27 protein-coding genes and 1 pseudogene are annotated in these 26,301 nt (G+C 63.7%); 22 read left to right on the top strand and 6 right to left on the bottom strand.

Annotated features, from left to right (window positions below; all coding sequences use genetic code 11):
- Nucleotides 1-21 precede the first annotated feature (21 nt).
- The 7 genes and pseudogenes from MAFF_RS17810 to lpdA form a co-directional block, all read left to right on the top strand.
- Nucleotides 22-768, top strand: a complete 747-nt coding sequence (locus MAFF_RS17810; RefSeq protein WP_010912333.1) for a hypothetical protein — start codon at nt 22-24, stop codon at nt 766-768.
- A gap of 36 nt (nt 769-804) precedes the next feature.
- On the top strand, nt 805-3,792 hold the full coding sequence (locus MAFF_RS17805; protein ID WP_010912332.1) for a 2-oxoglutarate dehydrogenase E1 component: 2,988 nt from the start codon (nt 805-807) through the stop codon (nt 3,790-3,792).
- Between the two features lie 42 nt (nt 3,793-3,834).
- Nucleotides 3,835-5,109 carry a 2-oxoglutarate dehydrogenase complex dihydrolipoyllysine-residue succinyltransferase gene (odhB, locus tag MAFF_RS17800; protein WP_010912331.1) on the top strand — a complete coding sequence of 425 codons (1,275 nt, stop codon included), beginning with the start codon at nt 3,835-3,837 and terminating at the stop codon, nt 5,107-5,109.
- Nucleotides 5,110-5,119: 10 nt separating this feature from the next.
- Nucleotides 5,120-5,701, top strand: a complete 582-nt coding sequence (locus MAFF_RS17795; RefSeq protein WP_010912330.1) for a hypothetical protein — start codon at nt 5,120-5,122, stop codon at nt 5,699-5,701.
- A 65-nt stretch (nt 5,702-5,766) separates the two neighbouring features.
- On the top strand, nt 5,767-6,219 hold the full coding sequence (locus tag MAFF_RS17790; RefSeq protein WP_167316206.1) for a hypothetical protein: 453 nt from the start codon (nt 5,767-5,769) through the stop codon (nt 6,217-6,219).
- Nucleotides 6,216-6,971, top strand: a complete 756-nt coding sequence (locus MAFF_RS17785; protein ID WP_010912328.1) for an SDR family oxidoreductase — start codon at nt 6,216-6,218, stop codon at nt 6,969-6,971. Before MAFF_RS17790 ends, MAFF_RS17785 begins: the two co-directional genes overlap by 4 nt.
- A gap of 74 nt (nt 6,972-7,045) precedes the next feature.
- Nucleotides 7,046-8,461, top strand: a pseudogene (lpdA, locus tag MAFF_RS17780) (dihydrolipoyl dehydrogenase); the annotation flags it as partial.
- Nucleotides 8,462-8,577: 116 nt separating this feature from the next.
- Here lpdA and MAFF_RS40315 read toward each other — a convergent pair.
- Nucleotides 8,578-8,868, bottom strand: a complete 291-nt coding sequence (locus tag MAFF_RS40315; protein ID WP_193364010.1) for a hypothetical protein — start codon at nt 8,866-8,868, stop codon at nt 8,578-8,580.
- A 260-nt stretch (nt 8,869-9,128) separates the two neighbouring features.
- Between MAFF_RS40315 and MAFF_RS17775 the strand changes: the two genes are divergently transcribed.
- On the top strand, nt 9,129-9,605 hold the full coding sequence (locus tag MAFF_RS17775; RefSeq protein ID WP_010912325.1) for a DUF2867 domain-containing protein: 477 nt from the start codon (nt 9,129-9,131) through the stop codon (nt 9,603-9,605).
- A 3-nt stretch (nt 9,606-9,608) separates the two neighbouring features.
- Here MAFF_RS17775 and MAFF_RS17770 read toward each other — a convergent pair whose 3' ends face one another.
- Together MAFF_RS17770 and MAFF_RS17765 are read right to left on the bottom strand one after the other, a co-directional pair.
- Complete coding sequence (locus tag MAFF_RS17770) at nt 9,609-10,679, bottom strand: TraB/GumN family protein (RefSeq protein WP_010912324.1); 1,071 nt, start codon at nt 10,677-10,679, stop codon at nt 9,609-9,611.
- Between the two features lie 62 nt (nt 10,680-10,741).
- Nucleotides 10,742-11,680, bottom strand: a complete 939-nt coding sequence (locus tag MAFF_RS17765; RefSeq protein WP_010912323.1) for a tyrosine recombinase XerC — start codon at nt 11,678-11,680, stop codon at nt 10,742-10,744.
- A 96-nt stretch (nt 11,681-11,776) separates the two neighbouring features.
- Here MAFF_RS17765 and rimM point away from each other — a divergent pair, with 96 nt between their 5' ends.
- A complete protein-coding gene (gene rimM / locus MAFF_RS17760) occupies nt 11,777-12,376 on the top strand; it encodes a ribosome maturation factor RimM (RefSeq protein WP_010912322.1) in 600 nt (199 codons plus the stop codon).
- A complete protein-coding gene (trmD, locus tag MAFF_RS17755) occupies nt 12,373-13,071 on the top strand; it encodes a tRNA (guanosine(37)-N1)-methyltransferase TrmD (RefSeq protein WP_010912321.1) in 699 nt (232 codons plus the stop codon). The genes rimM and trmD overlap by 4 nt, the downstream gene beginning before the upstream one ends.
- Here the strand turns inward: trmD and MAFF_RS17750 are convergent.
- Nucleotides 13,053-13,805: a sulfite exporter TauE/SafE family protein gene (locus MAFF_RS17750; protein ID WP_010912320.1), complete on the bottom strand. Its 753-nt coding sequence runs from the start codon at nt 13,803-13,805 to the stop codon at nt 13,053-13,055. The two genes, trmD and MAFF_RS17750, sit on opposite strands and share 19 nt — an antisense overlap.
- Nucleotides 13,806-14,131: 326 nt before the next feature.
- Here MAFF_RS17750 and rplS point away from each other — a divergent pair, with 326 nt between their 5' ends.
- The 6 genes from rplS (at nt 14,132) to MAFF_RS17715 (ending at nt 18,302) form a co-directional block, all read left to right on the top strand.
- Nucleotides 14,132-14,677, top strand: a complete 546-nt coding sequence (rplS, locus tag MAFF_RS17740) for a 50S ribosomal protein L19 (RefSeq protein WP_010912318.1) — start codon at nt 14,132-14,134, stop codon at nt 14,675-14,677.
- A gap of 155 nt (nt 14,678-14,832) precedes the next feature.
- Nucleotides 14,833-15,246: an organic hydroperoxide resistance protein gene (locus tag MAFF_RS17735; protein ID WP_010912317.1), complete on the top strand. Its 414-nt coding sequence runs from the start codon at nt 14,833-14,835 to the stop codon at nt 15,244-15,246.
- Complete coding sequence (locus MAFF_RS17730) at nt 15,243-15,779, top strand: MarR family winged helix-turn-helix transcriptional regulator (RefSeq protein WP_010912316.1); 537 nt, start codon at nt 15,243-15,245, stop codon at nt 15,777-15,779. The genes MAFF_RS17735 and MAFF_RS17730 overlap by 4 nt, the downstream gene beginning before the upstream one ends.
- A 158-nt stretch (nt 15,780-15,937) precedes the next feature.
- Nucleotides 15,938-16,735 carry a basic amino acid ABC transporter substrate-binding protein gene (locus MAFF_RS17725; RefSeq protein ID WP_010912315.1) on the top strand — a complete coding sequence of 266 codons (798 nt, stop codon included), beginning with the start codon at nt 15,938-15,940 and terminating at the stop codon, nt 16,733-16,735.
- 71 nt (nt 16,736-16,806) lie between these two features.
- Nucleotides 16,807-17,616: an amino acid ABC transporter permease gene (locus MAFF_RS17720; RefSeq protein ID WP_010912314.1), complete on the top strand. Its 810-nt coding sequence runs from the start codon at nt 16,807-16,809 to the stop codon at nt 17,614-17,616.
- A 50-nt stretch (nt 17,617-17,666) separates the two neighbouring features.
- Nucleotides 17,667-18,302, top strand: coding sequence for a class I SAM-dependent DNA methyltransferase (locus MAFF_RS17715; protein WP_010912313.1), 636 nt, complete (start codon nt 17,667-17,669; stop codon nt 18,300-18,302).
- On the opposite strand, the gene MAFF_RS17710 is transcribed toward MAFF_RS17715, so the two are convergent.
- Entirely contained in the window at nt 18,245-19,306 is a 1,062-nt protein-coding gene (locus MAFF_RS17710; RefSeq protein WP_193364009.1) for an IS110 family transposase, read from the bottom strand. The two genes, MAFF_RS17715 and MAFF_RS17710, sit on opposite strands and share 58 nt — an antisense overlap.
- Nucleotides 19,307-19,847: 541 nt before the next feature.
- On the opposite strand from MAFF_RS17710, the gene leuC reads away from it, so the two are divergent.
- The 3 genes from leuC to MAFF_RS17695 all read left to right on the top strand — a co-directional run bounded on the left by leuC (nt 19,848) and on the right by MAFF_RS17695 (nt 23,903).
- Nucleotides 19,848-21,257, top strand: coding sequence for a 3-isopropylmalate dehydratase large subunit (gene leuC / locus MAFF_RS17705; protein WP_010912310.1), 1,410 nt, complete (start codon nt 19,848-19,850; stop codon nt 21,255-21,257).
- A 163-nt stretch (nt 21,258-21,420) separates the two neighbouring features.
- Nucleotides 21,421-22,617: a GGDEF domain-containing protein gene (locus tag MAFF_RS17700; protein ID WP_010912309.1), complete on the top strand. Its 1,197-nt coding sequence runs from the start codon at nt 21,421-21,423 to the stop codon at nt 22,615-22,617.
- Between the two features lie 74 nt (nt 22,618-22,691).
- Nucleotides 22,692-23,903, top strand: a complete 1,212-nt coding sequence (locus MAFF_RS17695; RefSeq protein ID WP_010912308.1) for a GGDEF domain-containing protein — start codon at nt 22,692-22,694, stop codon at nt 23,901-23,903.
- Between the two features lie 60 nt (nt 23,904-23,963).
- Here MAFF_RS17695 and MAFF_RS17690 read toward each other — a convergent pair whose 3' ends face one another.
- On the bottom strand, nt 23,964-24,326 hold the full coding sequence (locus MAFF_RS17690) for a hypothetical protein (protein WP_010912307.1): 363 nt from the start codon (nt 24,324-24,326) through the stop codon (nt 23,964-23,966).
- Nucleotides 24,327-24,678: 352 nt separating this feature from the next.
- Here MAFF_RS17690 and MAFF_RS17685 point away from each other — a divergent pair, with 352 nt between their 5' ends.
- The 3 genes from MAFF_RS17685 (at nt 24,679) to sdhD (ending at nt 26,286) form a co-directional block, all read left to right on the top strand.
- Nucleotides 24,679-25,119, top strand: coding sequence for a hypothetical protein (locus MAFF_RS17685; protein WP_010912306.1), 441 nt, complete (start codon nt 24,679-24,681; stop codon nt 25,117-25,119).
- Nucleotides 25,120-25,465: 346 nt separating this feature from the next.
- Entirely contained in the window at nt 25,466-25,885 is a 420-nt protein-coding gene (gene sdhC / locus MAFF_RS17680) for a succinate dehydrogenase, cytochrome b556 subunit (protein ID WP_010912305.1), read from the top strand.
- 2 nt (nt 25,886-25,887) lie between these two features.
- On the top strand, nt 25,888-26,286 hold the full coding sequence (sdhD, locus tag MAFF_RS17675; RefSeq protein ID WP_010912304.1) for a succinate dehydrogenase, hydrophobic membrane anchor protein: 399 nt from the start codon (nt 25,888-25,890) through the stop codon (nt 26,284-26,286).
- The last annotated feature ends 15 nt before the right edge of the window (nt 26,287-26,301 follow it).

Here is a 26,301-nt window from a genome sequence, read left to right as displayed (position 1 = left end):
TCGAATGCCGATGAGCAGGACATGGAAGACGAGAAGCGCATCATTCTATGCATACCAGGCCTTTGGGAAGGCAGGTCGGCCTTTGTGCGCGCTGTTGCAGAGGCCTCGCTGCCTTCAGCCGACTATGTGGCTGCGGGGATGATCATGATGCATGGCCCGAGCAAAGCTGCGTTCGAGTTTGATTTCTGCGACCGTGACGAGGACATGATGAGGGCCTTTGCTGGCGCCGGCCTCGTCAATGAGCTCGGCAAGGATGTCATCGACAAAATCGACTCGCATAAGAGCGTCGTCTACCTGCTCTCGACCTCCTCACAAACGAAGGAAACATCGATCTCCATCGCAAAGGCGGCAGCTCATCTGATCAAGGCCGGCGGTCTTGGCGTGAAGGTTGAAACGGCAGGCAAGGCCTTCTCGGCGGATCAATGGCTTGAACGGACAAACGGTGATTTCGTCGAGATCTACGGGCTGATGGTTCTGGATTCCGTCACGGACGGTACGACGACCTACAGCTGTGGCATGCGCAATCTGGGGCTTTGGGATTCTATCGTTTCAGGCGACGAGTTTCAGTCTGCCGTCAAGCTGCTTCGCGGCTTCAACATGTATCAACTCCACGAAAGCCCCGAGCTTTTGGCCGGTCAGACGTTTGGACTGGAAGCAGGCGCACCACGATATAGTTTGAGTGTGGAAGCGCAGCAGCCTGACGGAGACCACAATCTGTATGCAAACCCTTTTGGCATGTGGCGGCTTAGCCGTGTGGCAGCGCACTAGGGATAGGGAGAACGGAGCAACGCTCCGCTAGATAAAATGGCACGACAAGATCAAACCAACGACCAATTCTCGCTCACCTCATTCCTCTATGGCGGCAACGCCGATTACATCGACGCGCTCTATGCCGCCTATGAGGACGATCCCGCCTCGGTCAATCCCGAGTGGCAGGAGTTCTTCGCCGGGCTGAAGGACGATGCCGGCGACGTGCGCAGGAACGCCAAGGGCGCCTCCTGGGCCAAGCCGTCCTGGCCGCTGCAGGCCAATGGCGAATTGGTGTCGGCGCTCGACGGCAATTGGGGCATCGTCGAGAAGCACCTGGAAAAGAAGGTCAAGGACAAGGCGGTCACCAATGGCGTCGTCTTGTCCGATGCCGACGTGCATCAGGCGACGCGCGATTCGGTGCGCGCCATCATGATGATCCGCGCCTATCGCATGCGCGGCCATCTGCACGCCAATCTCGATCCGCTCGGCATCGCCAAGCCGCTCGAGGACTACAACGAGCTGTCGCCGGAGAATTACGGCTTCACCGCAGCCGATTACGACCGGCCGATCTTCCTCGACAATGTGCTCGGGCTCGAATTCGGCACCATCCGGCAGATGCTGGAGATCCTCACCCGCACCTATTGCTCGACGCTCGGCGTCGAGTTCATGCACATCTCCGATCCCGAGGAGAAGGCCTGGATCCAGGCGCGCATCGAGGGCGCCGACAAGGAGATCTCCTTCACCAACACCGGCAAGAAGGCGATCCTGCAGAAGCTGGTCGAGGCCGAAGGCTTCGAGCAGTTCATCGACGTCAAGTACAAGGGCACCAAGCGCTTCGGCCTCGATGGCGGCGAGGCGCTGATCCCGGCGCTGGAGCAGATCGTCAAGCGCGGCGGCCAGCTCGGCATGAAGGAGATCGTGCTGGGCATGGCGCATCGCGGCCGGCTCAACGTGCTCTCCCAGGTGATGGCAAAGCCGCACCGCGCCATCTTCCATGAGTTCAAGGGCGGCTCGGCCGCTCCCGACGAGGTCGAAGGCTCGGGCGACGTCAAGTACCATCTCGGCGCCTCGTCGGACCGCGAGTTCGACGGCAACAAGGTGCATTTGTCGCTGACCGCCAACCCGTCGCACCTGGAAATCGTCGATCCTGTGGTGATGGGCAAGGCGCGCGCCAAGCAGGACTATCTGTTCGGCCGCGGCCGCGAGGAGATCGTGCCGCTGGAGGAACGCGCCAAGGTGCTGCCGCTGCTCCTGCATGGTGATGCTGCCTTCGCCGGCCAGGGCGTGATCGCCGAAATCCTCGGCCTGTCGGGCCTGCGCGGCCACCGCGTCGCCGGCACGCTGCACTTCATCATCAACAACCAGATCGGCTTCACCACCAATCCGCGCTTCTCGCGCTCGTCGCCCTATCCGTCCGATGTCGCCAAGATGATCGAGGCGCCGATCTTCCACGTCAATGGCGACGACCCGGAAGCCGTGGTGCACGCCACCAAGGTGGCGATCGAGTTCCGCATGAAGTTCCACAAGCCGGTGGTCGTGGACATGTTCTGCTACCGCCGCTTCGGCCACAATGAGGGCGACGAACCGGCCTTCACCCAGCCGATCATGTATCGCAACATCCGCACCCATAAGACGACGGTGCAGATCTATGCCGACCGGCTGATCGCCGAGGGCCACATCACCCAGGCCGAACTCGACCAGATGAAGGCCGACTGGCGCGCGCATCTGGAATCCGAATGGGAAGTCGGCCAGCACTACAAGCCCAACAAGGCCGACTGGCTGGATGGCGCCTGGTCGGGCCTGCGCACGGCCGACAACCAGGACGAACAAAGGCGCGGCAAGACCGCCGTGCCGGTCAAGACGCTGAAGGAAATCGGCAAGAAGCTGACCGAGGTGCCGAAGGGTTTCGAGGCGCACAAGACCATCATCCGCTTCCTCGAAAACCGCCGCGAGGCGATCGAATCCGGCGAAGGTATCGACTGGTCGACGGCCGAGGCCCTGGCTTTCGGCGCCATCCTGCTCGACGGCAATCCGATCCGCCTGTCGGGGCAGGATTCCGAACGCGGCACCTTCTCGCAGCGCCATTCAGTGCTCTACGACCAGCGCGACGAGACTCGCTACATCCCGCTCAACAATCTGTCGGCGGCACAGGCCGGCTACGAAGTCATCAACTCCATGCTGTCGGAAGAGGCGGTGCTGGGCTTCGAATATGGCTACAGCCTGGCCGAGCCGAAGGCGCTGACCTTGTGGGAAGCGCAGTTCGGCGACTTCGCCAATGGCGCCCAGGTGGTGTTCGACCAGTTCATCTCGTCGGGCGAGCGCAAGTGGCTCAGAATGTCGGGCCTCGTCTGCCTGTTGCCGCATGGCTATGAAGGCCAGGGTCCGGAACATTCCTCGGCCCGGCTGGAGCGCTTCCTGCAGCTGTGCGCCGAAGACAATATGCAAGTGGCCAACTGCACAACGCCGGCCAACTATTTCCACATCCTGCGCCGGCAGCTGAAGCGCGACTTCCGCAAGCCGCTGATCCTGATGACGCCGAAGTCGCTGCTGCGCCACAAGCGGGCGGTGTCGACGCTGCCGGAAATCTCGGGCGAAAGCTCGTTCCACCGGCTGTTGTGGGACGACGCGCAGCTGTTGCCGAACCAGCCGATCAAGCTCACCAAGGACTCGAAGATCCGCCGCGTCGTGCTGTGCTCGGGCAAGGTCTATTACGACCTCTACGAGGAGCGCGAGAAGCGCGGCATCAACGACATCTACCTGCTGCGCGTCGAACAGCTCTATCCGTTCCCGGCCAAGGCGCTGATCACCGAACTGTCACGCTTCCGCAACGCCGAGATGGTGTGGTGCCAGGAGGAGCCCAAGAACATGGGCGCCTGGTCGTTCATCGACCCATATCTGGAATGGGTACTGGCGCATATCGACGCCAAGCATCAGCGGGTGCGCTACACCGGCCGGCCGGCGGCCGCGTCGCCGGCGACCGGATTGATGTCCAAGCACCTTGCCCAACTCGCCGCCTTGCTCGAAGACGCGCTCGGCGAATAAAGCAGGCGAATAGAACAGAACCGACAAGAACGGACAGGCACAATGGCTACCGAAATCCGCGTTCCCACTCTCGGCGAATCCGTCACCGAGGCGACCATCGGCAAATGGTTCAAGAAGGTCGGCGATGCCATTGCCGTCGACGAGCCGCTGGTCGAGCTCGAAACCGACAAGGTGACGGTGGAAGTTCCGGCCGCCGCCGCCGGCACGCTGGGCGAAATCGTCGCCAAGGAAGGCGAGACGGTCGGTGTCGGCGCTTTGTTGGGCTCGATCTCGGCTGGTGGCTCTGCGCCGGCGACCAAGCCGCAGGCGGTGTCGCAGGCCTCGTCGCCTGATGCGGCGTCGACCAGCAAGCAGGCCGCGGCCGAGACCGCCAAGATCGCCGGCGATGCCGGCGCGGTCGAGCCGCGCAGCATGCCGCCGGCGCCGGCTGCGGCAAAACTGATCGCCGAGAACAATCTGTCGGTTGACCAGCTTTCCGGCTCGGGCAAGCGCGGCCAGGTGCTGAAGGGCGACGTGCTCGACGCCATCGCCAAGGGCGCGCCGTCGCAGCCGGCCGAGACGCCGAGGGCTGCGCCGGCACCGATCGCGGTGCGTGCGCCATCCTCCGGCGACGATGCTTCGCGGGAAGAACGCGTGCGCATGACCAAATTGCGCCAGACCATCGCGCGCCGGCTGAAGGAAGCGCAGTCGACCGCCGCCATGCTGACGACCTTCAACGAGGTCGACATGTCGGCGGTGATGGCGCTGCGGACCAAGTACAAGGACGTGTTCGAGAAGAAGCATGGCGTGAAGCTCGGCTTCATGGGCTTCTTCACCAAGGCCGTCACCCATGCGTTGAAGGAAATCCCGGCGGTTAATGCCGAGATCGATGGCACCGACATCATCTACAAGAACTTTGCCCATGTCGGCGTCGCCGTCGGCACCGAGAAGGGCCTGGTCGTGCCGGTCGTGCGCGATGCCGACCAGATGTCGATCGCCGAGATCGAGAAGGAGATCGGCCGGCTCGGCATCGCCGCGCGCGACGGCAAGCTGTCGGTCGCCGACATGCAGGGCGGCACGTTCACGATTTCCAATGGCGGCGTCTACGGTTCGCTGATGTCGACGCCGATCCTCAACGCGCCGCAGTCGGGCATTCTGGGCATGCACAAGATCCAGGACCGGCCTGTCGTGGTTGGCGGCCAGATCGTGATCCGGCCGATGATGTATCTGGCGCTCAGCTACGATCACCGCATCGTCGACGGCAAGGAAGCCGTGACCTTCCTGGTGCGCGTCAAGGAAAGCCTGGAGGATCCGGAACGGCTGGTGCTCGATCTCTAGGCCTGCTGCGATGGCCGAGTCTGTCGAGCCAATCGACCTGTTCGAGCTTGTCGCGACAGGCCGCGCGGGTCCGATCGAACTCGGCAAGAGCAACCGTGAAACGGTTCGCAGCCTTATAGATACGGAGGATTTGCGAGCCGACAATCATTATCGCCACGGAGATCCCGAGTCGGCCTGGTGTATCTATGGCACCAATTGCGAGTTCTTCTTCAGCCCCGATTTTCGCTTGCGGTCGATTAGCATCGAACCTGTCTTCGGAAGATTGCAACCGGGTGGAATGATGTCGACTTGGCACGGCCATCTGGATGTCGATGTGGGGCGGCACCCAGCAATTTTTGGAGGCCGAAAGCCAATAGACATACATACTTTGCCGAAGGCCCTGCAGTTCCTGAACGAGAGCGAATTCAGGTGGACAATCGGCGGTGGCCGGGAGCGCGACATCTATATCGAGTTGGCGGATGGTTCTCGTATCTTGACCCTCAAATACGAGGTGAACACCATTCCGGTCGACAAGGATAATAACGTTGCGTTCGAGATAGACTATTTTCTCTCGACGATCCTCATTCTCGATCAAGCTGTTCAAGGCGGATAAGCGTGACGATCCGTTCGTTCTTGTCGGAAAGCCTGTCGACTGCATCGATAGCGGTCGGTGCGGCGATGATCCCGGCGAACGCGTTCGCCGCCTGCCCGATCGAGCTCGCCGTCTATGGCGATAGCCAGAGCGGCAGCGAGATCGATTTTACCCCGACCGGCACCTCGGCCACCGTCACCAACACGTTCCGCATGATCCTCGACAACAATGTGGTGCTGAACGGCATCGTCATGTGGAACGAGGGCGTGGCACGGCCGAACGGCGCGCTGATGTACAAATGCCCGGAGGGCGACACCACTGGTGCCGAGCTCGCCGCCTGCGCTCCTTGGCACGGCGTCATCTACACGTCGGACGACAAGGGTGGCATCGGGCTTTTGCCGGCGGAAGGCGTCGAGGCGCCGAAGACGCTGATCCTGCCGGATCTCGGTCCGGCGCTTCGTCAGTCCCCGGCCTATGGCGGTGGCGGATTTTCGAAAGTGCCGTGGGATGTGTTCACGCTGAAGGGATGCCAGGAATGAGCGAGGCGCAGAAGGTCCTGCTGGTCACCGGCGGCAGCCGCGGCATCGGCGCCGCGGTCTGCCGGCTCGGGGCGAAGGCCGGCTATCGCGTCGCGGTCAACTACGCCTCGAATAGGGCTGCCGCCGACGCCCTGGTTGCCGAGATCAAGGCTGCCGGCGGCGACGCTTTCGCGGTCAAGGGCGATGTCGGCGGCGAGGCCGACATCATCGCCATCTTCGAGGCCGTCGACCGCAGCTATGGCCGGCTTGACGCCTTCGTCAACAATGCCGGCATTGTCGATGCCAAGGCGCGCGTCGACGAGATGAGCGCGGCACGGCTCGAACGCATGATGCGCATCAACGTCGTCGGTTCCATTCTGTGCGCCCGTGAGGCGGTCAAGCGCATGTCGACCCGCCATGGCGGCAAGGGTGGAGCGATCGTCAACATCTCCTCGGCCGCGGCGGTGCTGGGCGCGCCGGACAATTATGTCGACTATGCCGCCTCCAAGGGCGCCATCGACACGTTCACCGTCGGGCTGGCCCGCGAGGTGGCGCTGGAAGGCATCCGCGTCAACGCGGTGCGGCCGGGCATCATCGACACCGACATCCATGCTTCCGGCGGACAGCCCGATAGGGTGGCGCTGATCCAGGACACGCTGCCGATGAAAAGGGCCGGCACCGCCGATGAAGTCGCGGCTGCGGTTCTCTATCTTCTATCCGACGCAGCGTCCTATACGACGGGCGCGATCCTGAATGTCAGCGGCGGCCGCTGAGCGCTCATGCAGTTCGAGCATGATGTTATCCGAAAACCGCGTCACACTTTTCGGCATCATGCTCAAAACAGAAGGACACTATCATGGCTTATGACGTCGTTATCATCGGATCGGGACCCGGCGGCTATGTCTGCGCCATCAAGGCGGCACAGCTCGACCTGAAGGTCGCGGTGGTCGAAAAGAACGCGACCTTCGGCGGCACCTGCCTCAACATCGGCTGCATCCCGTCCAAGGCGCTGCTCCATGCCTCCGAAATGTTCGCCGAGGCCGGCCATTCCTTCGACACGCTGGGCGTCGAGATCCCGGCGCCGAAGCTCAATCTGACGAAGATGATGGCGCACAAGGATGCGACGGTGGCGTCCAACGTCAACGGCGTCGCCTTCCTGTTCAAGAAGAACAAGATCGACAGCTTCCGCGGCACCGGCAAGGTGGTGGCGGCCGGCAAGGTGTCGGTGACGGGCGAGGACGGCAAGGTCGAGGAGATCGAGACGAAGAACATCGTCATCGCCACCGGTTCCGATGTCGCCGGCATTCCCGGCGTCAAGGTCGACTTCGACGAGAAAATCATCGTGTCGTCGACCGGCGCGCTGTCGCTGGACAAGGTTCCGGGCCACCTGGTGGTGGTCGGTGGCGGCGTCATCGGGCTCGAGCTCGGCTCGGTCTGGGCGCGGCTCGGCGCCAAGGTCACCGTGGTCGAGTTCCTCGACACGATCCTCGGCGGCATGGACGGCGAGGTCTCCAAGCAGTTCCAGAGGATGCTGTCGAAGCAGGGTTTCGAGTTCAAGCTCGGCGCCAAGGTCACCGGCGTCGCCAAGGCCAAGAAAGGTGCAACCGTCACCTTCGAGCCGGTGAAGGGCGGCGCCGCCGAAACCATCGCGGCCGATGTCGTGCTGATCGCCACCGGGCGCCGTGCCTATGCCGACAGTCTCGGGTTGAAGGAAGCAGGCGTCGAGGTCGACGAGCGCGGCCGCGTCAAGACCGACGGGCATCTCAAGACCAACGTCCCCGGCATCTACGCCATCGGCGATGTCATCGCCGGGCCGATGCTGGCGCACAAGGCCGAGGACGAGGGCGTGGCGGTGGCCGAAACCATCGCCGGCCAGGCCGGCCATGTGAACTATGAGGTCATCCCGAGCGTCGTCTACACCAGCCCGGAAATCGCCTCGGTCGGCAAGACCGAGGAAGAGCTGAAGAAGGCCGGCATCGATTACAAGGTCGGCAAATTCCCGTTCAGCGCCAATGGCCGTGCGCGCGCCATGCTGCACACGGACGGTTTCGTGAAAATCCTCGCCGACAAGGCCAGCGACCGCGTGCTCGGCGTGCACATTGTCGGCTTCGGCGCCGGCGAGATGATCCACGAGGCGGCGGTGCTGATGGAATTTGGCGGCTCGTCGGAAGACCTCGCCCGCACCTGCCACGCGCATCCGACGATGTCGGAAGCGGTGAAGGAAGCGGCGCTGGCCACCTTCTTCAAGCCGATCCACATCTAAAGCACCAGCGCTTGGTCATCCTCGGGCAAGCCCGAAGATGACGAACCCGTAGCGCCATCATCCAAAGCAAAACGGCCCGCCTTTCAGCGGGCCGTTCGTATTTGATGTCGAGCCGATCAGTTGGCTGGAGCAGGGGCCGGTGCGGGCGCAGGTGCCGGTGCCGGAGCCGGGGCTGGAGCCGGTGCTGGTTCAGCTGGCTTGGCCGGTTCGGCGGGCTTCATCGGTTCTGCCGGAGCGGGCGCCGGAGCCGGTGTGCTGGCCGCTGGCGGTTCGGCGGGTGCCGGATGCTCGCCGCGTCTGCCGAAAACGTAATACGCGACAATCGCCAGGATAACGACGACCAGAGCAATCAGCCAGGGGCTGCCGCCGCCACCGCTGCTTGGCCTGTCGTTTGATGGATTCGCCATAAAAGTGTCCTCCGTGGATGAAAATTATCAATCAACAGCCGTCAACGTGCAACCGTTGAATGGGTTTCACGCTAGGGAAGGAAAACGCCGAAAACGCGGCGTTTAGGGCCCCCCACTGCCATCCGACTCAATTGACGGCGATGACAGTATAGCCGGCTTTGCGGAAATCCTCGACCAGTCCCTCTCCGGGCTGGCGACGTTTCGCCACGCAGTGCCCCAAACCAACCGATGCTATCGTTGGTTGCGAGGGATTTGCCGATATGACGCCCACTGCACAGACTTTTCCCGATCCCGAAGGCATTCTTGCCGGCGCTCAGTTCGCCGACCGATACGTGCTGACAACCGATGGTCTTGCCCTGACCGCATTCGGCGCGGCCGAACGCGTCCTGGGGCGGACACCGAAATGGGTCGGCCGGCTCACGGCGCTGCGCAACCTTGCCGTCAGGCCATTTGGGCTGAAAACGGGGGCAGACCCCGACGCGCCGCCGGAAAGCAGGATCGGCATATTTCCGCTCATCAGCCAGGCACATGGCAAGGTCGTCCTTGGCCTGGACGACCGGCATCTCGATTTCCGCATCCTGGTGGAGGTGAACGACCTCGGCGCGGGTCGGCAGGAGGTGGCTGCGTCGACGATCGTGAAGACGCACAATCTGTTTGGGCGGACCTATCTCGCCATCGTCAAGCCGTTTCACCGGATCATCGTTCCGGCGGTGCTGGCTCAGGTCTTGATCAAGTAGGGGTTAAAGCCCCACGGCGGTGACGGTGTAGCCGGCCTTGCGGAAATCCTCGACCAGTCCCTCGGGACCGGGGAGGTGCAGCGCGCCGACCGCCATGAAGGCATTGCCCCTGGCCAGGATCGGCCCGGCGTGATCGACCATCACCTTGTTGCGGCTGGTGATCATGGTTTCCTCGAAGGCGGCATAGCCCGAGGCGTCGTTCTGCTCGTCCGGCATGGCTGCGCGGAACAGCGGCCAGAACATGCCGGTGTCGCCGCGCTGGTAGAGCACGATCATGGTCTCGTTGATGTCGTTGACCTTGTCGCCGAGCTTCAGCGTGTCGACCAGGCCCTTCATGTGGAAGGCAAGCGGCAGCGAGGCCATGGCGCGCAGCTGGCTCTCGGCCGTTTCCAACCCTTCCACCGGCTTGCCGGCCGCCTTGGCGCTCTCTGCCAGCTTGACGTCGAGCACCGGTGCCCCGCCGGACTGGCGGGCGAGTTCGCAGGCCGGAAGCGCCATCATCGCCGACAGCATCCACGGCTTCATCTTGGCGACGGTTGCCGGCGGGATGCCGCGCGCGTCGAGCGCTGCATTCATCGCCGCGGCTTCGTCCGGCTTCAGCAAGGACGACAGCGTCGTGGAGTCGGTGAACATCATCAGGTCCGGCTCCTTCAGCATCGCCGTCATCATCTTCTGCTTGTCGAGCACGTCGGTGGTTTCGATGATGAGGGTGCCGGCGGCGTCAAAGGCCTTTTGTGCCTCGGGCGGCAGCGTGGTGACGCGCGGGTCCGTCATGTGCATGGTGCCGAACAGGTAGGATGGCTGTTCGCCCGATTTCTCCAGCTTCCACAGCAGGCCCTTGCCATTCAGCGTGGCGGCGGCTTCCGCCTCGATCTTGCTGTAGGTGGCAGGGCTGCTCTTCTGCAGGGCCAACAGCATGTCGGCGCCGCTGCAGGTCGGGACTTCCGCATGTGCCCTTCCGGCCGCGAACAGCAGGACGGCAAGGAAGGACAGGAAAAACAGCACGTTGAGCGCAACAAGCAGCTTCAGCGAGATGGAAGCTGCACGGTCGGCGATGGCAATGACGCGTTTCATGATCCCATTCCTAGGACTGAAAAGCGGCAAAACGGTTAACTGGTACCGCGAAATTGAAGGGTTTATGCCCTCGGATGGGCCGATTCGTAGATTTCCAGCAGCCTTGCGGTGTCGACGCCGGTGTAGATTTGCGTCGTCGACAGGCTGGCGTGGCCGAGCAGTTCCTGGATGGTGCGCAGATCACCGCCGCGGCCAAGCAAATGGGTGGCGAAGGAGTGGCGCAGCGCATGCGGGGTCGCGGTGTCGGGCAGGTTGAGCGCCGAGCGCAGTTTGGCCATGTCGCGCTGGATGATGGCCGGGTTGAGCGGGCCGCCGCGCGCGCCGCGAAACAACAGGCCTTTCGGATCGAGATGATAGGGGCAGAGCCGGCGATATTCGGCGATTGCCCGCAGCGCCACCGGCAGCACCGGCACCAGCCGCGTCTTGCCGCCCTTGCCGGTGACGCGAAGCACGGTGTCGGTCTCCGAGGCCAGATCGGCGCCGGCGAGGCCGAGCGCTTCGGAAATGCGCAGGCCCGAGCCGTAGAGCAGCGTCAGCACGGCGGCGTTGCGGGCGGCGATCCAGGGCTCTTCGGCCAGCTGGCCTTCCACCGACACGACCTGTTTGGCGTCGCTCGCCGTCAGCGGTTTTGGCAGCGATTTGGGCTGGCGCGGCGCGCGCAACGCGGCGGCGCCAGCGGCGTTGACCAGGCCACGGCGTTCGAGGAACCGCAGCAGCGAACGGATGCCGGCGAGACCTCGGCCCAGCGTGCGGGCGCCGGCGCCGGCGTTGCGGCGGGCGGCGAGGAAGCCGCGCAGATCGGCCGGGCGCAGATTGGCGATGTCGGAAATGCCGGGCGAGCCGCCGCAATGGCCGGTGAGGAAATGCAGGAACTGGCGCGTGTCGCGCTCATAGGCTTCCACTGTCTCGGGTGATAGGCGACGTTCACGCGCGAGCATCTTCAGCCAGCTTTCACGCGCCGCCTGGAGATCGGGTTTCGCCGGGATGAGGAATTCCTGCATGGCGGCATTTTCTTGTATCCGGGTTAGGAAGCGGTGAAGAGCCCGTCATTGAAATGATGGCCGCGTGGGGTTAGAGCAGGCCAAAGGATATTCGCGATGAGCAAGCCGCAAAACCCTGTCCAGATGGCCGTGATCGGCGCCGCCCATGGCATCAAGGGCGAACTCAGGGTGAAGACCTTCACCGGCGAGCCGATGGCGCTGGCCGATTATGGGCCGCTCTATGCCAGGGATGGCCGCGCCTTCCAGATCACAGACATAAGGCCGGCCAACACCGTCGTCGTGGTGCGTTTCAAGGGCATCAGCGACCGCAATGCCGCCGAAGCGCTCGCCGGTACGGAATTGTTCGTCGACCGCTCGATGCTGCCGGACGATGGCGAGGAGGATGAATTCTACCATGCCGACCTGGTCGGACTGGAAGTTCGCGACGATACCGGCACTGCGCTCGGCAAGGTGGTCGCGGTGCATAATTTCGGCGGCGGCGATATTCTCGACGTCACGCTCGCCGGCCGCAAGGGCGTGCTGATCCCGTTCACGCAGGCCGCCGTGCCTGATGTGTCGGTCGCCGAGGGCTTTGTCCGCGTCGACCCGGTGGCGGCCGGGCTGGTCGAGGACGAGGACGGCGATGCGCCGCGCGAGGAAGACTTCGACCCGAAGGGCAGGCCGCGCGGACCGCGCGACGCCGGGGGCAACCGGTGACATTCAAAGCCTCGGTGCTGACGCTCTACCCCGAGATGTTTCCGGGCGCGCTCGGCCTGTCGCTGGCGGGCCGCGCGCTCGAGGCCGGCACCTGGTCGCTGGAAGCGATCCAGATCCGCGATTTCGCCACCGACAAGCACCGCACCGTCGACGACACGCCGGCCGGCGGCGGCGCCGGCATGGTGATGCGTGCCGATGTGCTGGCCAGGGCAATCGACCATGCCTCGCCGCCGGGCGATACGCGTCCGCGCCTTTTGATGAGCCCACGCGGCAAACCGCTGACCCAGGCGCGGGTGCGGGAACTTGCTGCCGGGCCGGGTGCCGTCATCCTGTGCGGCCGCTTCGAGGGCGTCGACCAGCGGCTGATCGAGGTGCGGGGATTAGAGGAGGTGTCGATCGGCGATTTCATCCTCTCCGGCGGCGAGCCGGCGGCGCTCGTGCTGCTCGACGCGGTGGTGCGGCTGCTGCCCGGCGTGATGGGCAATGCGGTATCCGGCGAGGAAGAGAGTTTCGAGAACGGCCTGCTTGAACATCCGCACTACACAAGGCCGCAGGAGTTCGAGGGCCGGGAGATTCCGCAAGTGCTGACCTCGGGCAATCACAAGAAGATCGCCGCCTGGCGGCGGGAGCAGGCGGAGCAGCTGACCAGGGAGAGGCGGCCGGATCTTCTCGGCGCTCACCCCTTGGCAAAATAGTAAAACGCCAGAAACAGGCCGACGGCGACGACGAAGCCGCGCACCACGTTCTGCGGCACGCGCTTGGCGATCCAGACGCCGGCATAGCCGCCGAGCGCACCGCCGGGAATCATGACGATCGCCTGCGGCCAGGCGACGACGCCACCCGAGACGAAGACGATGATCGCCACCGCGGCGACGACCACGGCCAGCATGTTCTTCAGCGCGTTCAGCCGGTGGTAGTCGCCGGCCTGCGTCAGGCCGAGCGTCGCCAGCATCATCACGCCCATGCCGGCGCCGAAGAAGCCGCCATAAATGGCGGTCACGAACTGTGCCAGCAAACCGGCGAGCGAGCCGACCGCCGCCTCATGACCGGGTTTTGGCGCTGGCTTCAGCCACGGCCCGGCTGCAAACAGAGCGGTTGCGCCCAAAAGCAGCCACGGCACCAGGATGCGGAAGGACGGGTTGGACAGCGCCAGAAGGATCAGCGCGCCGGCCAGTGCGCCAATCGCCGATATGCCGCAAAGCAGCAGGGCACCGCGCCAGAAGTGGCGGATATCGGTCCAGTAGGCGAGCGTCGAGGTGATATAGCCCGGGAATTGCGTGACCGAGGAGGTGGCGTTGGCGACGATCGGCGGCACGCCGACCAGTGTCATGGCGCCGAAGGTGATGAAGGTGCCGCCGCCGGCGACAGCATTGGCGGCACCGGACAGGAAGCCCGCCAGGAAGAGCAGGATGGCGTCGAAGACAGACATGGGATGCCGCCGCGGAAAACTCTGTTACATCAGGCTTAGAAAGCCCCAGAGAGCGGCGCAACCCGGCACGAAGCGATTACGATGATGCCATGCCGGCAAAAAAGACTCGTGCGCGGGCGTGACAAAGCGCTGAAATAGCTGTATGTCGCCGCCGAACCGGAAGAAGAATCTGCCGGACCCGTCAACAATGACGGTGTAGTCGCCCCTGTCCGATGTCTTGCAGACGAATGTCTCGGAGGCAAAGGACATAGCCGAGCGGTCAATGGAACTGCAAGGCGAGTGTCGGACGCTCTGACTGTCGGAAGAACAAGAAGTGGATTATTGAGATGGATATCATCCGTCAGCTCGAGGCCGAGCAGGCCGCCAAGATCGAAGCCAAGCGCAAGCTCCCCGAATTCCAGCCCGGCGACACCGTGCGCGTCCAGGTCCGCGTGACCGAAGGCACCCGCACCCGCGTCCAGGCCTATGAAGGCGTCGTCATCGCCCGCGCCGGTTCCGGCTTCCAGGAAAATTTCACCGTCCGCAAGATCTCCTATGGCGAAGGCGTCGAGCGCGTGTTCCCGGTCTTCTCGCCGATGGTCGAGGGCGTCGAGATCGTGCGCCGCGGCAAGGTGCGTCGCGCCAAGCTCTATTACCTGCGCGACCGTCGCGGCAAGTCGGCCCGTATTTCGGAAAACACCGGCGTGCGCGCCCGCAAGCTCAACGATGAGGAGCGCGACGCGCTGAACGCCGAGAAGGCCCGCATCGAGGCCGAGAAGGTCGCGGCCGCCCAGGCGCTGGCCGCCGAGACGGCCGCCAAGGAAGCCGCCGAGAAGAAGGCCGCCGCCGAGGCTGAGGCAGCCAAGGCCGCCGAGGCGACCCCGGCCGAGTAAGGCTTTCGGAATTCCCATAAAAAAGGCGGCTTCGGCCGCCTTTTTTCGTTTCACCAGACTGTGAACGCTTCCGGCCCACGAAACAGCATTCGGCCGTTGACGGCATATTATATTGTATACTAAATAATCGTGCACAAGATAATTGGAGATTTGAAATGGCACTCTACACCACACAGGCTCACGTCACCGGCGGCCGCGCCGGCCATGGCGAGACCAGCGACGGCCTGCTCAAGGTCGATTTGGCGATGCCCAAGGAGCTCGGCGGGCCGGGCGGCGCCACCAATCCCGAACAGCTTTTCGCCATCGGCTACGCCGCTTGCTTCGAAAGCGCCATCCGCTTCGTCGCGCGCAAACAGAAGCTGCCGCTCACGGATGCCGGGGTAACATCCACCGTCAGCCTGCTTCCCAATGGCGAGGGCTTCAAGCTCGGCGTTGCCCTCGCGGCGGAGACGAAAGGCCTTGATCAGGCAGCCGCGGAAGCGCTTGTATCGGAAGCGCACAAGATCTGCCCGTATTCCAACGCCATCCGGGGCAATGTCGACGTGGCGCTTTCGGTAAAGGCGGCATGACGGGAAAGACCACAAAGAACACCAGCGACGTCCCGGCGGAGACCGCCGGGACGATCAGCGTACCGCGGCTCGATCAGCAGCTCTGCTTCGCGCTCTATTCGGCCAGCGGGCTGATGACCAAGATCTACCGGCCGTTGCTCGATCCGCTCGGCCTGACCTATCCGCAATATCTGGTCATGTTGGCGCTATGGGAGCACGCGCCGAGCACGGTGGGCGCGCTTGGCGAGGCGCTGGGCCTCGATTCCGCGACGTTGACGCCGCTGCTCAAGCGGATGGAGGCGAGCGGGCTTGTCACCCGCCGTCGCGATGCCGCCGATGAGCGCCGCGTGCTGGTCGAGCCGACGGCCAGGGGCCAGGCTCTGAGTGCGCGAGCGCAGGATGTGTCCGCGGCGCTCGCCTGCAGCGTACCGCTCCAGCCTGGTGAAGCGAAAGCGCTGCACGCGACGCTCACCCATCTCGTTGCCGACTTGCGCAACGCTGTGGCGGAAGACGCCTCGGCCGATGCGGAGGCGCTGGTTTCTGGTTCGAGATAGCCAGATCATCCCGAAATCCCTGAATTCAGGGCATCCGAATCCCTTTTCGCGCGCGCTGACGCAGTGGACCGTCTTGCATGGCGCATGCGGAAAGCTAAAGTCGGCGCCGGATTTCCTGTAAGCCCATCCGGGCGCCTTCAATTTTCCGGGAGTATGTCATGACCAAGTCGAAACTGCTGCTGGCCGGCCTGCTGGCCCTCGTGCTGGCGCCCGTTGCCGCCTTCGCGCAGGCGCTGCCCGATCTCGGCGGCAGACAAGTGGTGGTGGTGACTGAAAACGCCTATCCGCCGCTGCAGTTCATCGATCCCAAGACGGGGAAGCAGATCGGCTGGGAATATGATGCGATGAACGAAATCGCCAAACGGCTCAATTTCAAGGTCGAGTATCAGAACACCTCCTGGGACGCGATGATCCAGGCGGTTTCCGACAAGCAGTACAACATCGGCATGACCGGCATCACCATCAAGGACGACCGCAAGGAGAAGGTCGATTTCTCCGACCCCTATATGCGCTCGGAGCAGTTCATGCTGGTGCGCGGCGACGAAAGCCGCTTCACCGACGCCAAGACCTTCGGCGCCTTCAAGGACGGGCTGATCGGCGCGCAGCCCGGCACCACGCCCTTCTACACCGCGGTCTACAGCGTGCTCGACGGCAATGAGCAGAACCCGCGCATCAAACTGTTCGAGACTTTCGGCGCCACGGTGCAGGCCCTGAAGTCGGGCGACGTCGATGTCGTGCTGACCGACGGCACCGCCGGCAAGGGCTATGTCGATGCTTCCGGGGGCAAGCTCAAGCTGATCGGCGGCCCGCTCGGCACCGAGGATTTTGGCTTCATCTTCCCGAAGGGATCGGACCTGGTGAAGCCGGTCAACGCCGCGATCGCCGCGCTCAAGGCGGACGGGACGCTCGATGCGCTGAACAAGAAGTGGTTTCTTGACTACAAGATGGGGCAGTAGGTCCTGTTGTCGCGCGTGCGGGGTAATGCACAGGAACTCGCGCTGAGTTTGCGTTTGGCGCAATCCTTCTGATGCAGGGCCATTCCGCCGCCAAAGCCGAATTCCCCTGGTGGCTTGCCGCTGCCGCCGTGCTTGCACTGGCGGCGGCCCTCTTCATCGCGGCCAGCGACCTCTATGCCCAGGTCTTCGCCACGGTCGCCAAGGGCATCGGCATAACCGTCTTCGTCACCGTCGTCGCCTTCGCCATGGCGTCGATCATCGGTCTCGGGGTCGCGCTGATGGGCTTGTCGGGCTCGCCCTGGCTTCGCCAGATCGCGCGCTTCTATGTCGAGATCATCCGCGGCGTGCCGATCCTGGTGCTGTTGTTCTGGATCGCCTTTGCCGGTGCGCCGGCCTTCGTCGCGGCCTGGAACGCGCTGACCGCGCCGCTGCAAAGTGCCGGCTATCTCGGCGAGCTCCTGGTACGCGACGTGTCGCTGTTGTGGCGCGCCATCATGGCGCTGACCATCGGCTACTCGGCCTTCATCTCGGAGGTCTTTCGCGCCGGCATCCAGGCGGTCGAGAAGGGCCAGATCGAGGCGGCCAAGGCGCTTGGGCTGAGCCGCACGCAACGCTTCCGGCTAATCGTCTTTCCGCAGGCGATCCGCACCATATTGCCGCCGCTCGGCAATGATTTCGTCGCTCTGGTCAAGGATTCCTCGCTGGTCTCGGTGCTCGGCGTCGCCGACATCACCCAGATGGGCAAGATCTACGCCGCCGGCTCGTTCCGCTTCTTCGAGACCTATTCGATCGTTGCCTATATCTATCTCATCCTCACCGTCGGCCTGTCGCTGGCGCTCAGGGCACTGGAGCGGCGCCTGCGCCGCCAGCACGAGGAATAGTCTTGGGACGCAGACAGGGTTACGATCCTGTCGACATCGAGGGAGGTCTCATGATCGTCGACAAGGCCAATGCAGCGCTGGATTCCGTCTATGGCGCGGACACGCCGGAAACGCTGGCGCAGGCCTATGCCGCCTGGGCCGCGACCTATGACAGCGAGACCGCCTCGCTCGGTTATCTCCTGCCGTTCCTGATCACCGCCTGGGTGGCGCGCTATGTTCCGGCTGGCGAAGGGCCGCTGCTCGACGCCGGCTGCGGCACCGGCCTGTCGGGCCCGTCGCTGAAGGCGCTGGGCTATGGCGATATTGCCGGGCTCGACTTGTCGGACGACATGCTGAAGATCGCCGGCAGCCGCAATGTCTATAGCGAGCTGAAAAAGGCGATGCTGGGTGGGAAGCTGCCCTGGCCCGACGGTCATTTCCGCGCCTTCTTCTCCACCGGCGTGTTCACCATCAGCCATGCGCCGGCGTCGAGCCTGCACGAACTGGTGCGCATCACCAAAAAGGGCGGCCACGCCATCTTCACCGTGCGCGACCAGGTGTTCGAAAACGGTGGTTTCCAGGCGGTGTTCGATGAACTCACGCAGACGAAGAAATGGCGGGTGGCCGAGCGAAGCCCGTGGTTCCGCTGCTATGCCATCGCCGAACCGGAGGCGCTGGTGAAGACGTTTGTGTTCGAGGTGATGTGAATGGTGCGTTCTTCCCTTCTCCCCCTGTGGGAGAAGGTGGCCTCGCGAAGCGAGGTCGGATGAGCAACTGTGTTTTCAAGCTTTGTGTGGGTTTTGTGCCGGAGCATGGCGCTGAGGATGGTCATGATCTTTCGGGCGACGGCGACGAGAGCGACTTTGGGTTCCTTGCCCTTGGCAACGAGACGCTGGTGGAAAGCCTTGAGGACGGGATTTGATCGGCTGGCGGTCAGGGCAGCCATGTAGACCACCCTTCGCAGGGCATGACGGCCGCCCCAGATGATACGACGACCTTTGAAGGTGCCGGTATCGAAGTCGTAGGGTGCCAGACCGGCAAGCGCTGCAATCTCGCGTCGCGAGGCCTGCCCGATCTCCGGCGCCAGCGCCAGTATGGTATGGCTGAGGACCGGACCGGCGCCGTGGAAGGACTGGATCAGGCGATCCTTGGCCGCGAGGGCCGGCTGGCTTGCGACGAGCTCGGCCATACGCTTTGCGAGCAGTGCGATATCGAATTCGATACGACGCAGCCGCTGGGTGAAGATGCGCTTCACCATCGGCTCGCGTAGCTGCTCGAGTTGATTGGCCAGGCTGACCTTATCGTCGCTAAGCTGCCTGCGGGCGACAACCAGATCGGCCAGTTGCTCCGCGATGGGGTCGCAACGCACCGGCCGGGTCGGCAGTTCGGCGGTGTAGCGCGCAATCAGCAGGGCATCGATGCGATCGTTCTTGGCCAGCCGACCAAGGGCACGAGCATAGTGGCGCAGCTTGTGCGGATTGACGTTCCTGGCCGGCAGATCCACGCTGCGCAGCGCCTTGGCCACGCCGCGCTCATAGCCGCCGCTCGGCTCCATGCCGATGGCGCGCACGGGACGGCCCCGCAACCATCTGACCAGCTTGGCCCATCCGTCCTTGTCGTTGTCAAAATGCGCTTGTTCCTGCGTTTGAAACACGGCCACGTCGAGCCATCGCTTTGCAACGTCGATGCCGATGTCCTGAACCGTTTGCACAACCATCTCCTCGGTCCCTTCCTTGTGTGCGGGGGCTTGCCCCTTGCAACTGTTCGGGTTCACAAAGAAGGCGGTCGGGCCCCAGCTCATCCACGGTTTCGGCACCTGAGGGGTGACGGGCTCTCGACCGCCGCCACGGATCAGGCAAACACCTGGTCCGTGGCGCCCCTAACTATGCATGATTCCAAACACACAAGGGGTGCTCCAGCTTGGCGCCGACGGCACTCCGTCACCCACCCCTCAACCGTCTCGGCGCTGCGCGCCGATCCACCTTCTCCCGCGAGGGGAGAAGGGAAGCTGCGCACCGCCACGCCGCAATTGCCGAAAAGCCAAAACATTGGTATGAGCCACGCCATGGAAGAGCTTTTTGGCGATCCGGCCTACAAGGGGTTCGTGCTGCAGGACAGAAAACGCCTGCCGTCGCGCTTCTCCGCGCGCGTCTGCGGCGCTTTGACCAGCCGACTTAGCTAGGCCGCTTTCGCCGGGCCTAGGGCTTGCGGCGTTACACTCTTCCCATTCTCATATCGACGGATTTACGCACATGAGCGCACCGCGCACCCTCTACGACAAGATTTTCGACGACCACGTCGTCGACCGCCAGGACGATGGCACCTGCCTGCTCTACATCGACCGCCACCTCGTCCATGAAGTGACCAGCCCGCAGGCCTTCGAAGGCCTGCGCCTGAGCGGCCGTAAGGTCCGCCATCCGGAAAAGACGCTGGCCGTGGTCGATCACAATGTCTCGACCTCGCCCGAGCGCAAGTTCGGCATCAAGAACGAGGAAAGCCGCATCCAGGTCGAGGCGCTGGCCAAGAACGCCAAGGACTTCGGCGTCGAATATTATTCCGAGAACGATATCCGCCAGGGCATCGTCCACATCATCGGCCCGGAGCAGGGCTTTACCTTGCCCGGCATGACCATCGTCTGCGGCGACAGCCACACGTCGACGCATGGCGCGTTCGGCGCGCTGGCGCACGGCATCGGCACCTCGGAAGTCGAGCATGTGCTGGCGACGCAGACGCTGATCCAGCGCAAGGCCAAGAACATGCTGGTGCGTGTCGACGGCCAGCTGCCGGAAGGCGTCACCGCCAAGGACATCATCCTGGCCATCATTGGCGAGATTGGCACCGCCGGCGGCACCGGCTATGTCATCGAATATGCCGGCGAGGCGATCCGCTCGCTGTCGATGGAAGGCCGCATGACGATCTGCAACATGTCGATCGAGGGCGGTGCGCGCGCCGGCCTGATCGCCGCCGACGAGACCACCTTCGCCTATGTCAAGGACAAGCCGCGCGCGCCGAAGGGCGCGGCCTGGGATGCCGCGCTCGCCTACTGGAAGACGCTGCAGTCCGACGAAGGCGCGCATTTCGACAAGGTGATCGTGCTCGACGCGGCCAAGCTGCCGCCGATCGTGTCCTGGGGCTCCTCGCCCGAGGATGTGGTTTCGGTGCAGGGCGTCGTTCCCAATCCGGAAGAGATCACGGACGAGAACAAACGCACCTCAAAGATCCGCGCGCTCGACTATATGGGCCTGACGCCGGGCACCAAGATCACCGATATCGCGCTCGACCGCGTCTTCATCGGCTCCTGCACCAATGGCCGCATCGAGGATCTGCGCGCCGCCGCCAAGGTGATCGAGGGCAAGACCGTCAATCCGCGCGTCAACGCCATGATCGTGCCGGGCTCCGGCCTGGTCAAGGAACAGGCGGAAGCCGAGGGTCTGGACAAGATCTTCCTCGCCGCCGGGTTCGACTGGCGCGAGCCGGGCTGCTCGATGTGCCTGGCCATGAACGACGACAGGCTGAAGCCGCATGAACGCTGTGCCTCGACCTCGAACCGCAATTTCGAGGGAAGGCAAGGCTTCAAGGGCCGCACCCATCTGGTGTCGCCGGCCATGGCGGCGGCGGCGGCGATCGCCGGCCACTTCGTCGACATCCGTGATTGGAAGTAACCTCCGGTCCACACGTTCCGATGACTGCCGGACCCCGGACCGCATTGCGGTTCCGGGGTCTTTTTCATTCACGCGGTCCGCATATTCGGCCGCGCTTAACCGCTTGTTTGGGCTTGCGCTCTAAGCTCTTCCCTGACGTCAAGCGAGGGGAAGTCACCGTCCTTTGGACACCGGCCTGTTGATAGCGCTGCTCAATCCGACGATCGCGCTGGCCCTCGGCGCGGCCTTCTTCGTGCTATGGGCCTATCAGCGCCACCGCCCCTATCTGGCCGTGCTGGCGCTCAGCTACTGTGCTTCGGCACCGGGCTTTCTGTTCCAGTATTTCACCTTGCCCATCGGCATGGTGCTGACCAAGCTGGTGTCCAACATCTGCTTCGCCATTGCCGGCTGCTGCCTGTCGGGCGCCATCGTCGCCCGCTATGGCCGCAAGGTGCCCTATGTCGGGATCGGCGTGCTGGCCGGTGGTGGACTGGCCTCGTTCTGCTGGTTCCTGTTCGTGGCGCCGGATCTCACCTGGCGTATCCTGGCGATGAATTTCGCCTTCGGGGGTCTCAGCCTTCTGATCGGCGCCGAATTGCGACCGGTGCGCAACAACGGCCCGAGCGAGAAAATCCTGTTCGTGCTGTCGCTGCTGTCGGGCCTCAACTTCTTCGTGCGCACCCTTGTCGTCGTCATCGCGCACGGGCCGTTCACCAGCTATGACGGGTTCTACAGCTCCTCCTACTGGACGACGGCGCTGCTGTCGCATGCGCTGCTGTCGCTGCTGATCGCGCTTTGCCTGTTCACCGCCGCGGCCCTCGACGTGATGAAGGCGCTGAAGGCCGAGACGCATACCGATCCGCTCTCGGGCCTGCTCAACCGGCGCGGCTTCGAGGAGCGCGCGGCCCAGCTTCTGCGACACTGCGCAATGGCCAGGTTCCCGGTCGCGCTGGTGCTGGCCGACCTCGATCATTTCAAGGCGCTCAACGATGTGCACGGGCATGCCGCCGGTGATCGGGTGATTGCCGATTTCGCCGCCAAGCTCCGGTCGGCCGCCGGCGCGCGCGGCGCTGCCGGACGCATCGGCGGCGAGGAGTTCGCCGTGCTCCTGCCGTTGACCGATCTCGCCGCCGCGCGGCTGTTCGCCGAGGCGGTGCGCACGCTCTACTCGGCCGGCGGCGTCGACGGGCTTCCCGCCGGCACCAAGGTCACCGCCAGTTTCGGCGTGGCGGCCCGCAGCGGCGAGGAAGCGCTGGAGCCGCTGATGCGGCGTGCCGACGAGGCGCTCTACAAGGCCAAGAAAAACGGCCGCGACAGCGTGCGCCTGTCCTATGAACGGCCCGAAACGCTGGTCGTGCCGGAGCCGTCCAGGGCCGGCTGAAGCCGTGCGTCCCAGCCCACGTTAACGTCTTTTTCGCCCGTCGGTGTTTAGCTAAGGCGCGGGGTGCGAAAGAGATGAGCGGCGCGAACTTCATCCTGTTGATCAACCTGTCGGTTGCCGGCCTGCTGGCGGCATCCTTCATGGCGGTCGCGTTTCATGATGTCGGCCGCGCCCCGGCGCGCTGGTTTGCTTCCGGCTATGTCCTGGGCATGGTCTATTCGGCGATCGAATTCAGCATTCCCGCCTTCAGCGATGCCCTGCTGCCGGTGGTTACCGCCTTCGCGGTCTTCCTTGGCGCAACAATAGCCTTCAACGTCGGACTGGCCCGCAAATACGGCGTGGCGCCGCCATGGTCGTCGATGCTGTTGTTCCTGGTCGCCGCCACCATCGTCGTCTATTTCGTCCAGGACCTGCCGCGCCAGTCGCTGGCCCGCATGATGGCCTACCAGCTCCCCTATGCCGTCATGCAACTGGTCGGATTGGCCATCGTCTGGTCGTCCAGGCAAAGGCGTGGCCGGCTCGATCGCATCCTGATGGCGGTGCTCGCCGCCAGCGCTGTGCAGTTCGCTTCAAAGCCGTTCATCGCGCATGCGCTCGGCGGCTGGGGCGCCAATCCGCAGGCCTATCTGCAAAGCAGCTACGCGCTGGTGTCGCAATCGCTCGGCACCGTCTTTGCCCTGGCCATGGCGCTGCTGACGCTGGCCATCCTGGTCCGCGATGTGTTGGCCGAAGTGACGTCGAGATCGGAGACCGATACGCTTTCCAGACTGCTCAATCGCGGCGCCTTCACGCGCCAGGCCGAGCAGGCCGTGCTTGGCGCCATGCGGCAAGGCGTGCCGGTCGCGCTGGTCATCGCCGATCTCGATCATTTCAAGAGCATCAACGACAATTTCGGCCATGCCTCCGGCGACCGGGTGATCGAGACCTTTGCCGGTTTCCTGCGCGAAGCCGCCGCCGGGCACCATGTCGCGGGCCGCATCGGCGGCGAGGAATTCGCCATCATCCTGCCGGGAACCAATCTCGCCGCCGCCCGGCTGTTCGCCGAAGGCACGCGCAGCGCGTTCGGCGCGCTGCCCATTGGCGGGCTGCCGGCGGACAATCGCTGCACGGCGAGTTTCGGGGTTGCCGAACTTCATACCGGTGAAACCATCGCCGATCTCATGCGCCGCGCCGACGAGGCGCTCTATTTGGCAAAGAATGCCGGGCGCGACTGCGTCCGTGTCTCGGCCGGGCCGGGAGGCGAGTGGTCGTCCAGCGCGATCGTCATCAATTCCCGGTCAGGATGACGTCGGTCGAATCGTCATCCTGATGCCTCCTTCGCCGTTTCCGTGAAACGGTGAGCTGTCCTAGCGACAGGGGCTGAGTTCGGGCATCTCGCCGTCGGAAAGCCCGTACATGTAGCTGCGGCCTTTGACGAAGACCGGTGGCCGGTAGCAATCGCTGTAGCCTGAAATCTCGTCGGATTCGTTCTGGTAGATCACTTTGGGCTGGCCGGCGCTGGTGTAGTCAGCCAGCTTCTTGGCCAGCTTGCCTTCGCCCACGATGATCCGCTTGTAGCCGGCGGCGCTGTCGATGACGAGATTGCCGAAGGAATCGGCATAGACGCGATCCTGGTGGCGTCCATTGGCCAGCGTGGGCGTCGCCAGCCCGGCGAGCGAAACCGCCACCATGAGCGCCGAGAGGCGTGATCTGCTTGAGTTCGAACGCATGGCGTCTTCCCGATGGTTAGAGGCCAAAGCGCGTCGAGACGCGCTTTTTGATTACTTGTTTGGATGCATGTCGTTGCCCCAAAACCGCTGACGCACTTTTGGGCGACATGCATGGCTCCTCGAATCAGAAATTAACCTTTTCTTAACCTTTGTTAAGAGGCCGGCGCGTTGCGCGGCGATGTCTTGTCAAACATGGTTAATTTCCGACTGGAGGGAAAACCCGATAGCCATCATTCGGCCATGCTTGGCGGCACCATCGCGGCCGGCATCGAATGGATCCGAGGGTGATCTCGGGGCAACCTTGATCTTGGCGCAGCATCGTGGCTAGTCTGCCGCGGGGGGAGGACAGCATATGGCGCTACGCCGGACGGTTTGGGTGTCCGTTTTCCCGTTGCTTGCTATCCTTGCGGCCTGTGTGCCGCAGGATGGCGCGCCGAAGGCGGCCAATATCGTCTCGCCTGCGCCGGCTCAGCAGTCCGTCGCATCCGCGGCGCCATCGGCATCCGCGCCTCCAGCACCGCCAACCAAGATCACCACCGATCTCACCGCGCCGCGATCCATGGTAGGTACGGCGACCTATGGATGCGGCAATGGCAGCGCCATCACCATTCAGAATCTTGGCTCGTCGTTGCGTGTGATCGAGCCGAATGGTGCGACCGAAGAGTTTGCCGCGTCGCCCGCCAACCAGTCCAGCCGTTACCAGGAAGCCGCCACGCATAACGCAATCGTGATCGACGGGCGTGAGGCGCTGGTGATGAAGAGGGGCTCGACGCCGCAGACCTGCAAGCGCTAGGCCGCATGGCCAAGAAGTAGCGTATGCTGCACTGCAGCGATATCGAGCCGGCTTTGGGTAATCCACCCCTAATCGATTGAAGCCCCGAGCTGCCTTTTAGTCAGACTAAATTACGTTTTCGAAACGGTTTTCTGGCTTTGACGCGGTGCAAAAAGAGCATTAGAAACCGGCTGTCCGAAGTCGCAACCGGAAGCGGCGATGCCGCATTTTCACCTGCGGCTAAAGCGCGTCGCGCCGAAACGGATTCATGCGACGCGCTTTGGATTCTTGGTTTGTGCATGCCGCCCTCCCAAAACCGAGGTCACTTTTGGGCGACATGCACGAAGACGCCGAACCTGGGGGAGCCATGAGCAAATCACCAGCCACCCGCGAATTCGCCAGACGTGAACGGCCGCTTTCGCCGCACCTGACGATCTACCGGCCGCCGATCACGATGACGATGTCGATCATCCATCGCATCACCGGCGGGGCGCTTTATTTCGGCACACTGCTGGTCGCGATCTGGCTGATGGCGGCGGCGAGCTCTCAGGCGACCTTCGACTGGGTCAACTGGGCCTTCGGCACCTGGCTCGGCCGGCTGATCCTGTTCGGCTACACCTGGGCGCTGATGCACCACATGCTGGGCGGCGTGCGCCATCTGGTCTGGGATACCGGCGCCGGCCTCGAAAAGCACACGGCCTCGAAGATTGCCTGGGCGACGCTTGTCGGCTCGGTCCTGCTCACCTTGCTGATCTGGATCGCCGGCTACATGGCGCGAGGAGCCTGATCATGAGCGGCAAGAACAGTACCGACATGCGCACGCCGCTGGCGAAAGTCCGCGGACTCGGCTCCGCCCGCGAGGGCACCGGCCATTTCTGGCGCCAGCGCCTGACCGCCATCGCCAACATCCCGCTGACGCTGTTCTTCGTCGGGTTCCTGATCGCGCTCAACGGCGCCGGCTATGCGGAAGTGCGCGCGGCGCTCGCCAATCCGTTCGTGGGGCTGATGCTGGCCCTGGTGCTGATCTCCGGGCTCATCCATATGCGGCTCGGCATGCAGGTGATCATCGAGGATTACATCACCAGCGAAGGCCTGAAGCTGGCGACGATCGCGCTCAACACATTTTTCACTGTAGCGGTCGGCGTCGCCTCGATCTTCGCCCTGCTCAAGCTGGCATTCGGAGGCTGAGTTGGCCAAGGACGC

This window comes from Mesorhizobium japonicum MAFF 303099 (assembly GCF_000009625.1).
GTDB lineage: Bacteria > Pseudomonadota > Alphaproteobacteria > Rhizobiales > Rhizobiaceae > Mesorhizobium > Mesorhizobium japonicum.
This window is presented reverse-complemented; position numbering and strand designations above follow the sequence as displayed.

Bases quoted from the DNA above. Each gene is read 5' to 3' on its own strand.
- MAFF_RS17810 (WP_010912333.1), top strand. From the start codon at position 22: ATGGAAGACGAGAAGCGCATCATTCTATGCATACCAGGCCTTTGGGAA.
- MAFF_RS17805 (WP_010912332.1), top strand. From the start codon at position 805: ATGGCACGACAAGATCAAACCAACGACCAATTCTCGCTCACCTCATTC.
- odhB (WP_010912331.1), top strand. From the start codon at position 3,835: ATGGCTACCGAAATCCGCGTTCCCACTCTCGGCGAATCCGTCACCGAG.
- MAFF_RS17795 (WP_010912330.1), top strand. From the start codon at position 5,120: ATGGCCGAGTCTGTCGAGCCAATCGACCTGTTCGAGCTTGTCGCGACA.
- MAFF_RS17790 (WP_167316206.1), top strand. From the start codon at position 5,767: ATGATCCCGGCGAACGCGTTCGCCGCCTGCCCGATCGAGCTCGCCGTC.
- MAFF_RS17785 (WP_010912328.1), top strand. From the start codon at position 6,216: ATGAGCGAGGCGCAGAAGGTCCTGCTGGTCACCGGCGGCAGCCGCGGC.
- MAFF_RS40315 (WP_193364010.1), bottom strand. From the start codon at position 8,868: ATGGCGAATCCATCAAACGACAGGCCAAGCAGCGGTGGCGGCGGCAGC.
- MAFF_RS17775 (WP_010912325.1), top strand. From the start codon at position 9,129: ATGACGCCCACTGCACAGACTTTTCCCGATCCCGAAGGCATTCTTGCC.
- MAFF_RS17770 (WP_010912324.1), bottom strand. From the start codon at position 10,679: ATGAAACGCGTCATTGCCATCGCCGACCGTGCAGCTTCCATCTCGCTG.
- MAFF_RS17765 (WP_010912323.1), bottom strand. From the start codon at position 11,680: ATGCAGGAATTCCTCATCCCGGCGAAACCCGATCTCCAGGCGGCGCGT.
- rimM (WP_010912322.1), top strand. From the start codon at position 11,777: ATGAGCAAGCCGCAAAACCCTGTCCAGATGGCCGTGATCGGCGCCGCC.
- MAFF_RS17750 (WP_010912320.1), bottom strand. From the start codon at position 13,805: ATGTCTGTCTTCGACGCCATCCTGCTCTTCCTGGCGGGCTTCCTGTCC.
- rplS (WP_010912318.1), top strand. From the start codon at position 14,132: ATGGATATCATCCGTCAGCTCGAGGCCGAGCAGGCCGCCAAGATCGAA.
- MAFF_RS17735 (WP_010912317.1), top strand. From the start codon at position 14,833: ATGGCACTCTACACCACACAGGCTCACGTCACCGGCGGCCGCGCCGGC.
- MAFF_RS17730 (WP_010912316.1), top strand. From the start codon at position 15,243: ATGACGGGAAAGACCACAAAGAACACCAGCGACGTCCCGGCGGAGACC.
- MAFF_RS17725 (WP_010912315.1), top strand. From the start codon at position 15,938: ATGACCAAGTCGAAACTGCTGCTGGCCGGCCTGCTGGCCCTCGTGCTG.
- MAFF_RS17720 (WP_010912314.1), top strand. From the start codon at position 16,807: ATGCAGGGCCATTCCGCCGCCAAAGCCGAATTCCCCTGGTGGCTTGCC.
- MAFF_RS17715 (WP_010912313.1), top strand. From the start codon at position 17,667: ATGATCGTCGACAAGGCCAATGCAGCGCTGGATTCCGTCTATGGCGCG.
- leuC (WP_010912310.1), top strand. From the start codon at position 19,848: ATGAGCGCACCGCGCACCCTCTACGACAAGATTTTCGACGACCACGTC.
- MAFF_RS17695 (WP_010912308.1), top strand. From the start codon at position 22,692: ATGAGCGGCGCGAACTTCATCCTGTTGATCAACCTGTCGGTTGCCGGC.
- MAFF_RS17690 (WP_010912307.1), bottom strand. From the start codon at position 24,326: ATGCGTTCGAACTCAAGCAGATCACGCCTCTCGGCGCTCATGGTGGCG.
- MAFF_RS17685 (WP_010912306.1), top strand. From the start codon at position 24,679: ATGGCGCTACGCCGGACGGTTTGGGTGTCCGTTTTCCCGTTGCTTGCT.
- sdhC (WP_010912305.1), top strand. From the start codon at position 25,466: ATGAGCAAATCACCAGCCACCCGCGAATTCGCCAGACGTGAACGGCCG.
- sdhD (WP_010912304.1), top strand. From the start codon at position 25,888: ATGAGCGGCAAGAACAGTACCGACATGCGCACGCCGCTGGCGAAAGTC.